The following is a 16,842-nucleotide window of genomic DNA, read 5'->3' on the forward strand; positions in this document are numbered from 1 at the left end:
TCAGGACTCGGGGGCGCTGCGGCTAGTTGGCCAGTGCGCTCGAACCACCGACGATCTCGCTGATTTCCTGGGTGATCTGGGCCTGACGGAGCTGGTTGGCCTCACGCGAATACGTCTTGGCCAGTTCCTCGGCGTTGTCGGTCGCCGCCTTCATGGCGGTACGGCGAGCAGCCGACTCCGATGCGGCCGAATCCAGCAGTGCCGCGTACACCCGCGTTGCCACGTACTTCGGCAGCAGCGCGTCGAGCAGGGCATCTGCGCCCGGCTCGAACGTGTAGTTCCGAGACGGGGTTTCGTCGGACGACTCGTCCTCCTCGGACACGACCAGCGGCGCCACCCGGCGGACCTCCGGTACCTGCGACAGCATCGACTGGAACCGGGTGTACACCAGGTGCAGTTCGTCGACGCCCTCGAGGACGCCGTCGCCACCCGGCCGCTCCACCTCGGTGCCCGAGCCGGCCGCGAACAGATCCACCAGGAACTGTGTCGGCTCGGCGGCGTCCATGTACTTCGGCGCCTCCGAGAAGCCCGTCCACGAGTCCGAGACGGTCAGGCCGCGGAAGTTGAAGAACCCCACACCCTTTCGACCCATCACGAACAGCACGGCTTCCTTGCCCTCCTCGCGCAGCAGCGCGATGAGTTCACGGGTCGCCTTGAGCACGTTGGCGTTGTAGCCACCGCACATGCCGCGGTCGCTCGTGACCACCAGGATCGCCGCACGCTTGGGATTCTCGCGCTCGTTCAGCAACGGGTTGTCCAGGTAACCCGAGTTGCTCGCGAGCTCGGAGAGCACCGTCGTCATCTCTTCCGAGTACGGCTTCGCCGCCGCGACGCGACCCTGGGCCTTGGTGATACGCGAGGTCGCGATCAGCTCCTGAGCCTTGGTGATCTTTTTGGTCGACTGGACCGACCGGATGCGTGAGCGCAGCTCACGAATGCTGGCCATGAGCCCTCACCCCTTCCTTATCGCAATGTCCGTTGACGTCTGAGATCACTTGCGGATCTTGATCTCTTCGTTCTCGACGTTCTCGGCATCCATTGCCTGCGCCTCGGCCTCGTTGACCACGCGACGGCCGTCGTGGGTGAGGTAGCCGTTCTTGAACTTGTTGGTCTCGGCGACGAGGGCCTCGGCCTGATCGTCGGCGAGAGCCTTGCCACCGGCGATCGAGTCGTAGACGCCCTTGGCGTTGTGGTGCAGGTGGCTCAGCAGCTGCGTCTCGAAGTTGCGGACGTCGTCGACGGGAACCGAGTCGTAGTGACCCTCACCGCAGAGGTAGATCGAGACGATCTGGTCCTCGACCGAGAAGGGGCTGTACTGGTCCTGCTTCAGCATCTCCACCCAGCGGGCACCGCGCTCGAGCTGCGCCTTCGACGCATCGTCGAGATCGGAGGCGAAGGCCGAGAAGGCCTCCAGCTCGCGGAACTGTGCCAGCTCCAGACGCAGCGAACCCGAGACCTTCTTGAGGCCCTTGGTCTGAGCGGCACCACCGACGCGCGACACCGAGGTACCGACGTTGATGGCGGGACGGACACCCTTGTTGAAGAGGTCCGACTCGAGGAAGACCTGGCCGTCGGTGATCGAGATGACGTTGGTCGGGATGAACGCCGAGACGTCGTTGGCCTTGGTCTCGATGATCGGCAGACCGGTCATCGAGCCGCCGCCGAGCTCGTCGGAGAGCTTCGCACAACGCTCCAGCAGACGCGAGTGCAAGTAGAAGACGTCACCCGGGTAGGCCTCGCGGCCCGGCGGGCGGCGCAGCAGCAGCGAGATCGCGCGGTAGGCCTCGGCCTGCTTGGTCAGGTCGTCGAACACGATGAGGACGTGTTTACCCTGGTACATCCAGTGCTGGCCGATGGCCGAACCGGTGTAGGGGGCGAGCCACTTGAAGCCGGCGGAGTCCGAGGCCGGGGCGGCGACGATGGTGGTGTACTCCATCGCGCCGGCCTCTTCGAGAGCGGACTTGACGCCGGCGATGGTCGAACCCTTCTGACCGATCGCGACGTAGATGCAGCGGACCTGCTTGGTGGGGTCGCCGGTCTCCCAGTTCGCCTTCTGGTTCAGGATGGCGTCGATGCAGACCGCGGTCTTGCCGGTCTTGCGGTCGCCGATGACGAGCTGACGCTGTCCGCGGCCGATGGCGGTCATGGCGTCGATGGCCTTGATGCCGGTGGCGAGGGACTCCTCGACGGGCTGGCGCTCGAGCACCGAGGCGGCCTGCAGCTCCAGGACGCGCTGCTCATCGGCCTCGATGTCGCCCTGTCCGTCGATCGGAGCGCCGAGGGGGTCGACCACACGACCGAGGAAAGCGTCGCCCACGGGCACGGAGAGCACGTTGCCGGTACGGCTGACCTGCTGGCCTTCTTCCAGGGACTCGTAGTCACCCAGGATGACGGCGCCGATCTCGTCCTCGTCGAGGTTCAGCGCGACGCCGAGGACGCCGCCGGGGAACTCGAGGAGCTCGTTGGCCATTGCGCTGGGCAGTCCGCTGACGTGAGCGATACCGTCCGACGTATCGGTGATGGTGCCGACCTCGTCACGCGACGCTTCGGCTTCGAACGACGAGACGTACTGCTCGATCGCTTCCTTAATCTCGTCTGGTGAGATCGTCAACTCCGCCATGGGTTCTCGTCTTTCCTTGATTAGCTCTGAGGCTTTAGGGCTCGGGCTTTGGGTGTTCAGGTGGTCAGGGGTCGAGCTGCGTCAGCGCGGCAGGGTCTCGGCTGCCTTCGCGAGGCGCGTGGCGACATCGGCGTCGATGACCTCGTCGCCGACGCCGATCCGCAGGCCGCCCAGCAGTTCGGGCTGGACCTCGGTCTGCACCGAGACGGTGCGGCCGTAGATCCCGCCGAGGACGGTCGCGAGGCGCTCGACCTGCGCGTCGGCCAGCTTGGAGGCCGACACGACGTGGGCGACCGATTCGCCGCGTTGGGCGGCGGCCAGCTCGGCGAGCTGATCGACGGCGACATCGGCGGCCTGACCGTTCAGCAGGCGGACGGTAGAGGACAGCAGCGTCCAGGTGTGGCCGCTGACCTTCTCCCCCACCAGCTTGCGCAGGAGGTCGACTCGCTTGTCGGCGTCCTTGCTGTGATCGGAGAGCAGCGACGCGAGCTGCGGGTTGGCCTCCAGGATCCGGCTGACGCGGAACAGCTCGTCCTCGACCTGCTCGATGACCCCGTCACGCTCGGCGGCGGTCAGCACGATGAGCGAGTTCTGACGACGCAGGCCGATGACGAAGTCGCTCGACGACGACCAGCGCTGCGTCGCTGCGGTGGCGACGACCTCGACGACCACCGGTGCCACCTTGCCGTCGAGCAGGCTGTGCACCAAAGTCTTCTTGCCCGCGGCGTTCTCGTCGTCCTCGACCAGGCGCTTGCGCAGCACCGGGTTGTCGCCGAGGAAGTTGATGACCGCGGTCAGGTCACCCGACGCCGCGGCGAGCGCCGCACCGTCGAGGTCGCCCGCGGTCGAGTCGAACTTGTCCGACACGGCCAGAGCGGCCTCACGGCTGGCGGCACGCATCGCGTGCAGACCGACGAGCTTGGCGCTCGACGGAATGGCCGACGACGATCGTGAGGACATCTCCTCGAGCTCGTCGATCACCCGGTCGACGCTGGCGGCCTGGGCCGAGTCGTCGGCGAGATGGTTGCGCACTAGCTCGCCGGCCTTGTCGACCACGGCGAGACCGAGGTCGGTTCGGAGCTGACGGACCAGGTTCGCCCGCACCAGCGCGACCTGGTTGCGGCCGTGCTCGGAGATGCGTTTGACCTCGTGATCGGCCTGGGCGCGGATGTCGGAGGTGATCGCCTCGGCGTCGGCCGCGGCGTCCTTCTTAATCTGCTCTGCCTCGGCCTTGGCCTCGGCGACGGCCTTCTCACGGGCCTTCTGCCCTTCGGCGACCCGCTTCTTGGCGGCTTCGGCCTCGGCCAGTTGGGTGCGCACCGTCTCCTGACGATCACGCATCATCTTCTGCACCGGCGGGCGGACGTACTTCCACAGCAGGAAGATGATGACCGCGAAGCCGAAGAGCTGAGCGATGAAGATCGCCGGGTCGAACGCAGCACCGATGTCGTGGAGCCAGGTACCGATGGGCCCCTGGTCGGATTCGGTCTCAGTGTTGGCAGCCATCAGTTCACCGCTCCGCTCGTCGATCGGGTGTCGGAAAGAGTGGCCGAGTCGACACCGAGCACACGCGCCGCGAGGGTCTTGGCGAGTGTGTCCACATCAGCTGCAGCCGTCGATGCCGCCTGCTCACCCTGAGCCGCCAGCTCGGAGCTGGTCGACTGCAGGGCAGCGTCGGCCTCGGCGGTCGCTCGCTGCTTCATCTCGTTCAGCTGTTCACGGCCCTGGGCGCGAGCTTCGTCGCGCATGGCGGTGGCCTCACCGCGCGCTTCCTTGAGGAGTGAACGGAACTGCACGTCCGCATCCTCGAATTCGGCGGCGGCAGTCCGATTGTCCTCCGCGGTGCGGTGGATCATCTCGTCCCGCTCCTCGAGGACCTGCTGAATCGGCGGAACCACGAACTTGCGGATGACCAGCAGCAAAATCACGAAGATGAGCAGGACAACGAAGAACGTTCCATTCGGGAGCAGGAAGTTCTCTGCAGCAAGCGTCATTGTGGTGAGGTGTCGTTTCTACTCGGCGACAAAAGGGAGAGCGGAGATCAGCCGGCGCTGATCGGGGTGGCGAACACGAAGAGCGCCATGAAGGCCAGGTTGATGAAGTAAGCGGCCTCAACCAGACCAACGGTGATGAAGAACGGGGTGAACAGACGACCCTGAGCCTCGGGCTGGCGAGCGATACCGGCGATGAGCTGGCTACCGGCCAGGCCGTTACCGATACCGGCACCAACGGCGCCACCGGCCATGATCAGGCCGCCACCGATGAGTGCGCCGAGGCCAATGTAAGGATCCATTGTGATATTTCCCTTTCGGTTGCTGGCAACTGGTGTGCCAGGTCTGTGGCTGCGACGACAGGCGCCGACGCAGGTCGGTCATGTGCGGTTGTGGTCGCGGTCGCGTGTCGCACCGCGAGGTGCCCTACTGGTGGGCGGTCAGTGATCCTCGGTCTCCATCGACTGCGAGAAGTACAGGATCGTCAGCAGCGCGAAGATGAAGGCCTGGATCAGACCGACGAAGAGCTCGAAGGACTTCCAGATCGCGTTCGGCGCCCACATGATGTACGGCGGGAACAGGGCGATCAGGGCGACCATCATGCTGCCGGCGAACACGTTGCCGAAGAGTCGCAGCGAGAGCGAGATCGGCTTGGTGAACTCCTCGATCACGTTGATCGGCGCGAGGAAGGTGACGTGGCCCTTCAGGATGCGCTTCGGGTGACCCAGCAGGCCGCGCTGCTTGAAGCCGGCCGCCTGGTACCAGACGAAGACGAACAGCGCGAGCGCGTAGGCGAAGTTCACGTCCGCGGCCGGCGGCTTGAGGATCTCGTGGTGACCGACCTGCACCGGCAGGATCGACAACCAGTTGGAGATCAGGATGAAGGTGAACAGCGAGACGGCCAGCGGCAGGACGTACGGGGCGACCTTCATGCCGATGGCGCTCTCGACCTGGCCGCGCATCTGGACGGTGACCGTCTCCCAGAAGAGCTGCACACCCGACGGCACGCCGGTCGAGGTGACCTTGGACTTCAGGTAGAACGCCAGCGCGAGCATGATCGCCGCCGCAAGCGCCGTGGCGATGATGGTCTCCAGGTTGAAGGTCAGCCCGAAGAGCTCGAACTTGGTGTAATGACCCACCTGGATGGATGATTCTCCATCCTCTGCGGCTAGGTAGAAGGCGGTCGTCATGGTTGGCTACGAAGTCCTTTCATCACCGGAATGACCGTGTTCAGCACCAAGACCACCTGGCCGATGGCGAGTCCGAACATCGCGCCCAACCCGTCGGGTTGGACCAGAAACGCCGCCAGCAGCGCGAGCGCCGTGATGGCACCCAGTCGCATGGCGGAGTTGAGAGCAAGAGCAGTTTTGCGGGGGTTCAGCTCGGCGGTGACCGCATCGACCGCACGCTTCACCAGCAGTGCGTTGACGAGGATCGCCGCGATTCCGAGCAGGAAGAACACTGCGAAGAGCGGGTGCCCGACGAGAATCGAGACCACCGCGACCACGAGGGTCAGACCGCCGGCGATGAGTGCCGGCCGACGCAGACCGGTGGGCGCCTGGGGATAGACGGGGGCCGAATCAGGGGCAGAAGTCTCCATGTCCCTCTCCTCAGCTCGTTGAATCCATACCGACGGCACGGGGCACCCGCGGGCGCGCAGCAGCCATTGGCCGCCGGGCATCAGCTCGCGTTTGGTGTGACCCTACCAACACCGCCCCGGCGGTCTCACCGGGGGTATGTGTCGTGGTTGTCACGACGCGGCACATGTGCGCCGCCGTCACCCTCCCCACAACTACTACAGGCGATAGTACACGATATTTACCGTCCCCTTACCGAGGGTGCGCTCGCTCCGCACACGTCTCGGGTACGGAGCATACGCAAAGATCAGCGAAATGCCTTGGTCGCGGTGCGCAGCTCGGCGAATCGGCGATGCAGCCGCGGCGCCATGGTGACCAGCATCGCCACCACCAGTCCCGCGCCGAACATGGGCGCGACCACCGACAGCGGGAAGAGGGTGCTCGCCGCGGCGGAGAACGCCAGGACGCCGACCCAGAGGTAGATGATCAGCGCGACGCGACGCTGGGAATGTCCGAGTTCGAGCAATCGGTGGTGCAGGTGCATCTTGTCTGGGGTGTAGAAACCGACGCCCGCACGGGTGCGGCGGATCACCGCGAGCAGCATGTCGAGCATGGGGATGAAGACCACTGCCGCCACCAGGAACAACGGTGACAGCAGGGTGAAGATGTCCGCCGGGCCATAGGCGTTCACCGCGATGCGGCCGGACGCGCTCGTCGACGCCGCGGCGAGCATCAGCCCGATCAGCATCGCCCCCGAGTCGCCCATGAAGATGCGGGCGGGCGAGAAGTTGTGCGGCAGGAATCCCAGGCACGCCCCGGCCAGCGCGACGGCGATGAGTGCCGGCGGGTAGTAGCTGACGTCGCCGCCCTGGTCGCGGAGCAGACCGAGCGAGAACATGCAGATCGCCGATGCCGCGATCAGTCCCAGCCCGGCGGCCAGACCGTCCAGGCCGTCGACGAAGTTGATCGCGTTGATGGTCGCCACCGTGATGGCCACCGTGAGCAGGCCCGCCTGCAGCGGGTCCAGGACGATGGTCCCGATGTCGGCGAACGGCACGGGTAGCTGGATCCACGAGATCCCGAGGAGCACCAGCACACCGGCGGCGGTGAGCTGTCCGACGAACTTCGTCAGGGCGTCGAGTCCCCACCGGTCGTCGACGACCCCGACCAGGACGATCACCGTGCCCGCGGTGATCACCGCGGTCATGTCGGTGGTGTACGCGAAACCCCGGTTGAGCGCGGGCAGGTTGGCGGCGAGCGCGATGCCGGCCACCACCCCGCCGAACATGCCGAGGCCGCCCAGACGCGGGGTCGGGATGACATGGACGTCGCGGACGCGGGGCACGGCCACCGCGCCCGCCTTGATCGCGAACACCCGCACCGCCGAGGTCAGCAGGTACGTCATCGCGGCGGCGGTGAGCCCGACGAGCAGCAACTCGCGCAGCGGGACACCGGTCCCTCCCCCGTCGGTCGCGGCCGCGAGCACCGCGGCGTCGATCATCGGCTCACCACTTCCGCCGCGGTGGTCGCTGGGGGCGTATCGGACACCCGGACAACGCTACCCGCATGCGAGGTCGCTGATCTCACGGTGGATCCGTTCGTGTGCCGAGAGATCCTCGGTCGACATCGCGGCCAGCATCGCGTCGGCGAGCGCCGGGATCACGGCCGGCGTCAGCCCCCGTGAGGTGGCCGCGGTGGTCCCGACGCGGATGCCGGACCCCTCCGAGACCGGACGTTCGTCGAAGGGCAGTACCGCCTTGTCGACGACGATCCCGGCTCTGTTGAGACGATCCTGCGCCCGGGCCCCGGAGATGCCGAGCGCGGACACGTCGACCACCGCCAGATGGGTGTCGGTGCCGCCGGAGACGACGCGCAATCCGCGTTCGGTCAGCGCGTCGGCGAGCGTGCGCGCGTTGTGGGCACTCTCCCGGACGTAGGAGGCGAAGTCCTCGGTGCCCGCGTCGTGGAAGGTGACCGCCTTCGCGGCGATCGTGTGCATGGACGGACCGCCCTGGACGAACGGATGGACGGCCTTGCACAGCGCGTCGGCGTGTTCGGCCCGCGCCAAGACGACGCCGCCGCGCGGTCCGCGGAACACCTTGTTGGTCGAGAAGGTCACGACGTCGGCGTGCGGCACCGGCGACGGCAGGAGACCGGCGGCGACGTGACCGGCGAGGTGCGCCGCGTCGACCAGCAGGATGCACTCCGCGTCGTCGGCGATCTCCCGGAGGAGCGGATAGTCGAAGGAGCGCGAGTACGCCGTCGCGCCCGCGACGAGGAGACGTGGCCGGTGTACCAGGGCCAGCTCCCGGACCTGGTCGTAGTCGATGAGTTCGTCGTCACGTCGGACCTCGTAGTGCAGCGGCGAGAACCAGCGGCCGGAGAAGTTGGCGCGTGACCCGTGGGTCTGATGGCCGCCGTGCTCGAGCCGGAGGGCGAGTACCGGGTCGCCCGGTTGGGCGAAAGCGGCGTGGACCGCGAGATTCGCCGCGCTCCCCGACAGCGGCTGGACGTCGGCGTAGCCGGCGCCGAAGAGATCCCGCGCCCGGGCGGTCGCGACGTCCTCGAGTTCGTCGGCGACCTCGCAACCACCGTGATAGCGCGCACCCGGCCGCCCCTCGGCGTACTTCGCGTCGAAGGCCGAGGCCATCGCGGCCCGCACTCCGGGCGTGGGTTCGGTCTCGCTCGCGAGCAACTGCAGCCACGTCCGGCGGCGCGTCGACTCGCGTTCGATCAGTGCGTCGATCTGCGGGTCACCCGTCGATCCGATGCCCGACGGGATCTCACCCACGCAGAGCGGCGAGATCGACGTCGAGGACCTCGGCCACGGCCTCGGCGGTGATGGCACCCTCGCGCAGGATGCGCGGCTCCGCGCCCGAGACGTCGACGATCGTCGACGCCTGCGCGGCCGGCGCGGGTCCGCCGTCCAGGTAGACCGAGATCTCGTCGCCGAGCTGTTCGCGGGCCTCGTCGGCGGTGGTGGCCGGCGGGCGGCCCGACACGTTCGCGCTCGAGACCGCCATCGGCCCGACCTCGCGCAGCAGCTCGATCGCGACCGGGTGCAGCGGCATGCGCAGCATCACCGTGCCGTCGGTGTCACCGAGATCCCAGGCGAGTGAAGGTGCTTGGCGGACAACGAGACTCAGTCCACCGGGCCAGAACGCCTCGATCAGGTCACGGGCGGCCTGCGGCACGGACAGCACGAGTCCGTCGATGGACTGCCAGGAGCCGACGAGAACCGGCACCGGCATGTCCCGGCCGCGATGTTTCGCCGCGAGCAGCGAACCGACGGCGTCGGAATCGAAGGCGTCGCAACCGACTCCGTAGAGCGTGTCGGTGGGGACCACCACCAGGCGTCCCGCCTTCGCCGCCCCGACGGCCGCGCGAATGCCCGCCGAACGGCTCTGCGGGTCGTTGCAGTCGAAAACAATGCTCACCCGTCCATCCTGTCATGGACGACGGTCGGGCATTCCGCGAGACGCGCCTGCGCCGATGCGGCGCGCGGTCACGAAGCGGGGTCGGCCCGCCAGATCGGTGTGGGCGGTCACCTCGTCGAACGCACCGTGGGCGCGCAGGCAGTCGACGACGGCGTCCGAGGTCGTGTCGTCGTGCTCGATGCCGACGAGCCCACCGACGGAGAGCATGCTCGCGATGACCGGCACCATCGGCACGATCACGCTCATCCCGTCGTCGCCGCCGAAGACGGCGCGGGCCGGATCGTGGGCCACCTCGGGTCCGACCTCCGAGCGGAGGGGGACGTAGGGCGGATTGGTGACGACGATCGAGATGCTGCCGGCCGGGATCGTCCCGGCGATCCGCGCGGCATCGGTGACGTCGGCGGCCACCACCTCGAGCCGCTCCCCCACCTCCGACGGAGCATCGGCGACGTTGCGCCGCAACCATTTCAATGCGGCGTCGTCCATCTCTACGGCCGTCACGCGCGCGGATTCGACCATCGTCGCCAGGGCGATGGCGAGCGCACCGCTACCGCTGCACAGATCGACGATCCGGACCGGAGCGGACATGCTTCCCGCGGCCGACGACGCCCATTCGAGCAGGTACTCGGTTTCCGGGCGGGGGATGAAGACACCCGGCCCGACGGCCAGCTCGAGCGGACCGAAGGCCGCGGTGCCGACGATGTGCTGCAACGGGATTCGCCGCGACCGCTGGTCGACGGCCGCACGGAACTCCCGCAGATCATCGTCGTCGATCGTGTCGATGACGATCAGGCGGCCCGGATCGCAGCCGAGGACGTGCGCCATGAGCCAGTCGGCGTCGCGTCGCGCCGAGTCGATCCCGGCGGCGGCCAGTTGCGCCGTGGCACTGCGGATTTCGTCGGCCACCCGGGCCGGCGCGTCCGACATAGGGGTTATTCGGCTTCCATGCGGGCCTGGCGCTCGGCGGCGACCAGCGCGTCGAGGAGGTTGTCCATGTCGCCGGCGAGCACCGCGTCGAGGTTGTTCGCCTTGTATCCGATGCGGTGATCGGTGATGCGGTTCTCCGGGAAGTTGTAGGTGCGGATGCGCTCGGACCGGTCGACGGTACGGATCTGCGCGGCCCGGCCCTCGGCAGCGGCCGCCTCGGCCTCCTCCTCCGCCGCGGACTGGAGGCGGGCGGCGAGGACCTGCATGGCGCGGGCCTTGTTCTGGAGCTGCGACCGCTCGTTCTGGCAGGTCACCACGATTCCGGTGGGCAGGTGTGTGATGCGCACGGCCGAGTCGGTGGTGTTCACGCCCTGACCGCCTTTGCCCGACGACCGGTAGACGTCGATGCGCAGGTCGGATTCGTCGATCGCGACCTCGGCGACCTCTTCGGGCTCGGGATAGATCAGCACTCCGGCCGCCGAGGTGTGGATACGCCCCTGGGACTCGGTCACCGGCACACGCTGCACACGGTGGACGCCGCCCTCGAACTTGAGTCGCGACCACACGCCGTCCCGGACCGTCTCCTTGGACTTGATCGAGAAGGTCGCCTCTTTGTAGCCCCCTAGGTCGGATTCGGTGACGCCGAGGGTCTGCACCTTCCATCCGTGCCGTTCGCAGTACTTGAGGTACATGCGCGCCAGATCCGACGCGAACAGCGCGGACTCCTCGCCACCGGCGCCGGACTTGATCTCGAGCACCACGTCATCGCTGTCGTGGGGGTCGCGCGGGGCGAGCAGGTCGGTGAGCGTCGCGTCGAGTTCCTCGACGGTCGCCTCCAGGGCTGGGATCTCGGCGGCGAACGACGAATCGTCGGCCGCGAGTTCACGCGCCGCCTCGAGGTCCTCGCGGGCCGCCTTGAGCTTGTTGTAGGTCGACATCACCGGGGCGAGTTCGGCGAACCGCTTTCCCACCCGGCGGGCTGCGGCCGGGTCGTCGTGGAGCGCCGGATCGGACAGCTGCCGCTCGAGACCGGAGTGTTCGGCCAGGATGTCATCGATGGCCGACGGACTCTGCGTACTCACTGCGAACCTCACTTGTAGAGACGGAACTCACTGCCGGGGTCATCTCCGGCGAACCACCCGGGATCGGGCTACCTCGAATCGGGACATGCCGACCAAACACAAACGACGCCCGTCCCGACTCGGCGTCGGGCGGGCGTCGCAGCGTGGTCTACTTGGCGCGCTTGCCGTAGCGCTTCTCGAACCGGGCGACACGGCCGCCGGTGTCGAGGATCTTCTGCTTGCCCGTGTAGAACGGGTGGCACTGCGAGCAGACTTCGACGTTCACGCGACCGTTGGCAGCGGTGCTGCGGGTCTCGAACGTGTTGCCGCAGCCGCAGACGACGGTGGTCGCCGCGTACTCGGGGTGGATTCCCTGCTTCATGCTGGCTGTCCCTTTCTGTGGTCGCCGGGTCACCGTCGCCTGTCGACGGTGTGAACCGGAACCGGACTCGACCGCTCAGTATGCCATGTGCGCCATTCGCGACGGAAATCGCGGACGCGGCGGTCGCAGGTGTCTCAACATCGACGACTCCTGGTTGATTCCCGGGTTCGATTCCCCGGAGAACATCACACTCCGGAAGGGTCGTAAGGGTGCCCTAAAGATAGTACGGTGGCCGACGGCAAACCCTCCGTATGAAACCCCCGCGACCACGAAGGATCCTCGATGTACGACGCCGCTTCGGCCGGTACCAGCACTCCACTGCGCACCACCCCGGATGAGTCGTCGACGCCGCAGACCGCACCCGCACGGCGCAAGCCGGCCCGGTCACCGTGGAATCGCCGGAACCCGTACCCCGCGACGATCGTGACCAACACCATCCTGTCGGGACCGGGATCGGCCAAGGAGGTCCGGCACCTCGAGATCTCCCTCGGTGACAGCGGCATCACCTACGAGCCCGGCGACGGCATCGGCATCACGCCGGTCAACGACCCGGCCCTGGTGGACCTCCTGCTCGATCGCCTCGGTGCCGCCGGAGACGAGATCATCGCCGACCGCAAGGCCACCTACAGCCTGCGCGAGGCACTCTCCACACGCTACGAGATCGGTTGCCCGTCAAAGTATCTCGCCAAGGCCGTGGCGGAGCGGACCGGCCATGCCGAGCTGACCCGCCTGATCGGGGCCGGCGACGCACAGGCACTCGACGCGTGGCTGCGCGGTCGTGACGTCCTCGACCTGCTGAACATCGATCCGACCCTCCACTTCGCCCCCGAGGAACTCCTCGAGGAGCTCAGCCCGCTGGCCCACCGCGAGTACTCGATCTCGTCGAGCCCCACCGTCCACGCGGGCACCGTGCACATCACGATGGCGACCGTCCGTTACGTCGCCGAGGAGCGCGAACGCGGCGGCGTCTGCTCGACGCACCTCGCCGACCGCTGCGCGCCCGGTGACACCGTCAACGTCTTCATCTCCCCCAACAAGACGTTCCGCCTCCCCGAGGGCGACGCGCCGGCCATCATGATCGGCCCCGGAACCGGCATCGCACCGTTCCGCGGCTTCCTCCACCACCGGGCGACCGACGGTTCGAGTGGCCAGAACTGGCTGTTCTTCGGTGACCAGCATCGCGACACCGACTACCTGTACGCCGACGAGATCGATCGTTTCGTCACCGACGGCCTGCTCGACCGCCTGGACCTCGCCTTCTCCCGCGACCAGGACCACAAGGTCTACGTGCAGGACCGGATGCGCGAGAACGGAGCAGATCTGTTCGCCTGGCTCGACAAGGGCGCCCACGTCTACGTGTGCGGCGACGCCGCCACGATGGCAGGCGATGTCGACGCCGCGCTGCACGAGATCGTCGCCGAGCACGGCGGTCTCGACGCCGACGGCGCTCGCGACTATGTCGACGCACTCCGCGCGGCGGGACGCTACGTCCGCGACGTCTACTGAGCTGACACCCGAGCTCGCCGTGCCCGACTTCACCGACGACCCGACCCCGCCGAGCGACCTCGAGACCCTGCTCGGCACACCGGGTTTCGGCGACTCATCGATCAGTTCGGACATCGACGGCATCGCCGGGCGGCTCCCCTCGCTCGGCGAGGTCGTCGGTGTCACGGTCGCCGGACCGGTGATCATGAACGCGGTCGGCGTACACGGCGCCCCGAGTCCGCTCGGCGGACCGCTCTGCGTCGGTGCCGAGCAGATCTCGTTGCGGCTCAATCCCTCCCGGTTGTCGTCGATGCTGCAGACCGACCCCGTCGCCCAGGTGCCGCCCACGCTTCGGCTGTTCGACTCACTCGGCAACACCGCGCACGCGACGTATCTGACCGAGAACTCCGATCGCCTGGCCTTCGAGTCCCTCCTGGCCTTCGACCCAGTGTCACTGTCCACGTCGGTACCGGCCGGACACGGTCCGGGCACCGCGTCCGAGTCTGCTTCCCCGGGGGCCGCGTTTCTCGGGCCGGAGTTCATCCCGGCCGCACTCCCCGGCCGCCACGACACCGACCAGATCGGCCTGTTCGACTCGATCCTCCGCGACGGCGGTACCTCTCGGCTCCGGTCGCTGTCACAGGCCACCGGTCCCAGCGGCGTGCGGGTCGACACCCGCCGCGTGATCGCCTCACTGGAACATGCCGCCCTGCTCGGGATGACGGTGACCGTCGCGGCGGCGGCCCCGGGATGCATGCAGATGTGCCAGGACCGGCTCGACGGCGCCCGCGAGCATCGGGGGCAGATGGTGCTCGCGTCCGGCAGCACCCGGGTGATGGTCAACTTCAACCACGTCGAGCAATGCCGGGTCACCTGGTCGCAGGGCGCCTGGGGACCCACCGCGGCCGTGGAGATCTACGACCGCCGCTCACGCTGTTGCCTGGTCGTCACCCTCACCGGGGCCGTCACCCGCGCAGCATACGAGGCATGGGATCACCTGACCGGCGACCTGACGTCCTGAACGCCGACGGCCCCGTCCCGCACCATGCGGGAAGGGGCCGTCGGTTGGTTGCTGTTCGCCGACTGCTCGACGTCAGTCGTCGTTGCCACCGGCTCCCGGAGCGGTCTTCTGGACCGACATCAGGAACTCGATGTTCGTCTTGGTCTTCTTGAGCTGGCTGATCAGCAGGTCGATCGCCGCCTGCGAATCGAGCCCGGACAACAGACGGCGCAGCTTGTGCACGATCGCGAACTCATCCGGCGAGAGCAGGAGTTCGTCCTTACGGGTGCCCGACGGGTTGACGTCGACCGCGGGGAACACCCGACGCTCGGAGATCTTGCGATCGAGCTTGAGCTCGGCGTTGCCGGTGCCCTTGAACTCCTCGAAGATGACCGTGTCACCGGTCGAACCGGTCTCGACCATCGCGGTGGCGATGATGGTCAGCGATCCGCCGTTCTCGATGTTGCGTGCCGCACCGAGGAACCGCTTCGGCGGGTACAGGGCGGTCGAATCGACACCACCGGAGAGGATTCGGCCCGACGCCGGCGACGCGTTGTTGTACGCGCGACCCAGACGGGTGATCGAGTCCAGAAGCACCACAACGTCTTTGCCGCTCTCGACGAGACGCTTGGCGCGCTCGATGGCGAGCTCGGCGACCGAGGTGTGGTCTGACGGCGGACGATCGAAGGTCGAGGCGATGACCTCGCCCTTCACCGAACGCTGCATGTCGGTGACCTCTTCGGGACGCTCGTCGACGAGGACCACCATGAGGTGGCATTCCGGGTTGTTGATGGTGATCGCGTTGGCGATGTCCTGCAGGATCGTCGTCTTACCGGCCTTGGGCGGCGACACGATCAGCGCACGCTGTCCCTTGCCGATCGGCATGATCAGGTCGATCACGCGGGTCGACAGGCGCTCCGGCGTGGTCTCCAGGCGCAGACGCTGGTTGGGGTATAGCGGGGTGAGCTTGTTGAACTCCGGACGCTTCTTCGCCGCCTCCACGTCACCGCCGTTGACGGTGTCGAGGCGAACCAGCGGGTTGAACTTCTGGCGCTGGTTCTGCTGGTCACCCTCGCGCGGCACCTTGACCGCACCGGTGATCGCGTCGCCGCGTCGAAGTCCGTTCTTGCGCACCAGGTTCATCGACACATAGACGTCGTTGGAACCGGCCAGGTAACCCGAGGTACGGACGAAGGCGTAGTTGTCGAGCACGTCGAGGATGCCGGCGACGGGCTGCAACACGTCGTCTTCGGAGACCTGCGGCTCGTTCTGGCCGCCGTCGCGGTCGCGCCCACGACGACGCTCGCGGAACCGGCGTCCGCGGCGACGACCGCCGCCGTCCTCGTCGTCATCGCGATTGTCGCGGTTGTCGCGGTTCTGGCCGCCCCCGCGGTTCTGGCCGCCCTCGCGGTTCTGGTTGTCCCGGCTCTGGTTGTCCCGGTTCTGGTTCCGGTTGCGGCGATTGCGCTGCTCGCCGCCCTCGGAGTCACCACCCTTGGGAGTTTCGCCCTTGGCGTCGGCCTTCTGCTCGCCGGCCTCGGGGGCCTCCTTCTTCTTGCCCGCCGAGCGGGGCGCCCGACCGGAGTCACCTTCATCGGCGGACTCGACGATCGACAGCTGCCCGTCCTCGGACGAGGCCTTGGCGCTCCGGCGCCTGGTCTCGGTCTTGGCCTCCGGACTCTTGGCCTCCGGACTCTTGGCTTCTGGGCTCTTGGCTTCTGGGCTCTTGGTTTCTGGGCTCTCGGCTTCTGGGGCCTCGGCCTCGGCACTCTTGGCTGCAGGGGCCTTGGCTTCTGCAGCCGTGGCCTCGGAGTTCTTGGGCTCTGCACTCTTGGCGGCGGAACCGCCCGCCTGGCGCTCCTTGATGGCGGCGATCAGGTCGCCCTTGCGCATGCCGGACGTGCCCTTGATGCCGAGCTCACCGGCAACGGTCCGCAGTTCGCTGAGCACCATGCCGGACAGGCCGGTACGGGCTGCGCGAGCGCGTGTCTTGGCCGGTTGCCCCGAGTCAGGGCCGGCCGAACCCGCGGATTCCTGCTCGGCAGGTGCGGTGATCAGGTCCGTATCTGTCACGGAAGTCCTTTCGTTCCTCCCGCAGACGGAAGCTGCGTGAGGTCTACGTTTCCCTGCTGTGTACGCGAGGGAGTCCGTCCGCGTTGGACGGTAGGGGTGAACGGTCAGAGAGATGTTCGGTCCCGCTGCGAGCGTGCTCGGGAGCCACCCCGTGCTTCGGCACCGTCGACAGAGACCCACGACCCCGGCCGGATACGATCGGTCTCCCCGATCGGTGATGGATGAGAAGCACGGCAGGACAAGCCCGCGCGGCTAGACCAGAATATGTTAACCCCGTTCGCATGATAGG

The 16,842-nt window shown here is 67.5% G+C and carries 16 protein-coding genes; 2 read left to right on the forward strand and 14 right to left on the reverse strand.

Translation table 11 applies throughout. The annotated features are described in order from the left end of the window. Positions 1 to 22: 22 nt before the first annotated feature. The 13 genes from BLU62_RS13740 to rpmE all read right to left on the reverse strand — a co-directional run bounded on the left by BLU62_RS13740 (position 23) and on the right by rpmE (position 11,995). Positions 23 to 946, reverse strand: coding sequence for a F0F1 ATP synthase subunit gamma (locus BLU62_RS13740; RefSeq protein WP_074850074.1), 924 nt, complete (start codon positions 944 to 946; stop codon positions 23 to 25). A 45-nt stretch (positions 947 to 991) separates the two neighbouring features. Further along, positions 992 to 2,620, reverse strand: a complete 1,629-nt coding sequence (gene atpA, locus BLU62_RS13745; RefSeq protein WP_074850075.1) for a F0F1 ATP synthase subunit alpha — start codon at positions 2,618 to 2,620, stop codon at positions 992 to 994. Between the two features lie 81 nt (positions 2,621 to 2,701). Further along, positions 2,702 to 4,126, reverse strand: coding sequence for a F0F1 ATP synthase subunit B/delta (locus BLU62_RS13750; RefSeq protein ID WP_074850076.1), 1,425 nt, complete (start codon positions 4,124 to 4,126; stop codon positions 2,702 to 2,704). Then, positions 4,126 to 4,614, reverse strand: coding sequence for a F0F1 ATP synthase subunit B (locus tag BLU62_RS13755; RefSeq protein ID WP_074850077.1), 489 nt, complete (start codon positions 4,612 to 4,614; stop codon positions 4,126 to 4,128). The genes BLU62_RS13750 and BLU62_RS13755 overlap by 1 nt, the downstream gene beginning before the upstream one ends. A 47-nt stretch (positions 4,615 to 4,661) precedes the next feature. Beyond that, a complete protein-coding gene (locus BLU62_RS13760; protein ID WP_006360523.1) occupies positions 4,662 to 4,913 on the reverse strand; it encodes a F0F1 ATP synthase subunit C in 252 nt (83 codons plus the stop codon). 138 nt (positions 4,914 to 5,051) lie between these two features. Then, a complete protein-coding gene (atpB, locus tag BLU62_RS13765; protein ID WP_074850078.1) occupies positions 5,052 to 5,801 on the reverse strand; it encodes a F0F1 ATP synthase subunit A in 750 nt (249 codons plus the stop codon). Then, on the reverse strand, positions 5,798 to 6,211 hold the full coding sequence (locus BLU62_RS13770; RefSeq protein ID WP_074850079.1) for an ATP synthase subunit I: 414 nt from the start codon (positions 6,209 to 6,211) through the stop codon (positions 5,798 to 5,800). The genes atpB and BLU62_RS13770 overlap by 4 nt, the downstream gene beginning before the upstream one ends. 284 nt (positions 6,212 to 6,495) lie before the next feature. Beyond that, positions 6,496 to 7,689, reverse strand: a complete 1,194-nt coding sequence (locus tag BLU62_RS13775; RefSeq protein WP_074850080.1) for an MraY family glycosyltransferase — start codon at positions 7,687 to 7,689, stop codon at positions 6,496 to 6,498. A 57-nt stretch (positions 7,690 to 7,746) separates the two neighbouring features. Further along, entirely contained in the window at positions 7,747 to 8,970 is a 1,224-nt protein-coding gene (locus tag BLU62_RS13780; RefSeq protein WP_074852897.1) for a serine hydroxymethyltransferase, read from the reverse strand. Position 8,971: 1 nt separating this feature from the next. Continuing rightward, complete coding sequence (locus tag BLU62_RS13785; protein ID WP_074850081.1) at positions 8,972 to 9,625, reverse strand: L-threonylcarbamoyladenylate synthase; 654 nt, start codon at positions 9,623 to 9,625, stop codon at positions 8,972 to 8,974. Between the two features lie 12 nt (positions 9,626 to 9,637). Beyond that, positions 9,638 to 10,552, reverse strand: a complete 915-nt coding sequence (gene prmC / locus BLU62_RS13790; protein ID WP_074850082.1) for a peptide chain release factor N(5)-glutamine methyltransferase — start codon at positions 10,550 to 10,552, stop codon at positions 9,638 to 9,640. 5 nt (positions 10,553 to 10,557) lie between these two features. After that, complete coding sequence (gene prfA, locus BLU62_RS13795; protein WP_074852898.1) at positions 10,558 to 11,634, reverse strand: peptide chain release factor 1; 1,077 nt, start codon at positions 11,632 to 11,634, stop codon at positions 10,558 to 10,560. Positions 11,635 to 11,782: 148 nt separating this feature from the next. Further along, on the reverse strand, positions 11,783 to 11,995 hold the full coding sequence (gene rpmE / locus BLU62_RS13800) for a 50S ribosomal protein L31 (RefSeq protein WP_074850083.1): 213 nt from the start codon (positions 11,993 to 11,995) through the stop codon (positions 11,783 to 11,785). A 282-nt stretch (positions 11,996 to 12,277) separates the two neighbouring features. Here rpmE and BLU62_RS13805 point away from each other — a divergent pair, with 282 nt between their 5' ends. Further along, on the forward strand, positions 12,278 to 13,501 hold the full coding sequence (locus tag BLU62_RS13805) for a sulfite reductase subunit alpha (protein ID WP_074850084.1): 1,224 nt from the start codon (positions 12,278 to 12,280) through the stop codon (positions 13,499 to 13,501). Positions 13,502 to 13,520: 19 nt separating this feature from the next. Next, the gene (locus BLU62_RS13810; protein ID WP_074850085.1) at positions 13,521 to 14,501 is read left to right on the forward strand and encodes a ChuX/HutX family heme-like substrate-binding protein; all 981 of its coding nucleotides are present in this window, start codon (positions 13,521 to 13,523) and stop codon (positions 14,499 to 14,501) included. Positions 14,502 to 14,573: 72 nt separating this feature from the next. On the opposite strand, the gene rho is transcribed toward BLU62_RS13810, so the two are convergent. Further along, positions 14,574 to 16,553: a transcription termination factor Rho gene (gene rho / locus BLU62_RS13815; protein ID WP_074850086.1), complete on the reverse strand. Its 1,980-nt coding sequence runs from the start codon at positions 16,551 to 16,553 to the stop codon at positions 14,574 to 14,576. Between the last annotated feature and the right edge of the window lie 289 nt (positions 16,554 to 16,842).

Origin of the sequence: Gordonia westfalica, assembly GCF_900105725.1 — a bacterium.
Taxonomy (GTDB): Bacteria; Actinomycetota; Actinomycetes; order Mycobacteriales; family Mycobacteriaceae; genus Gordonia; species Gordonia westfalica.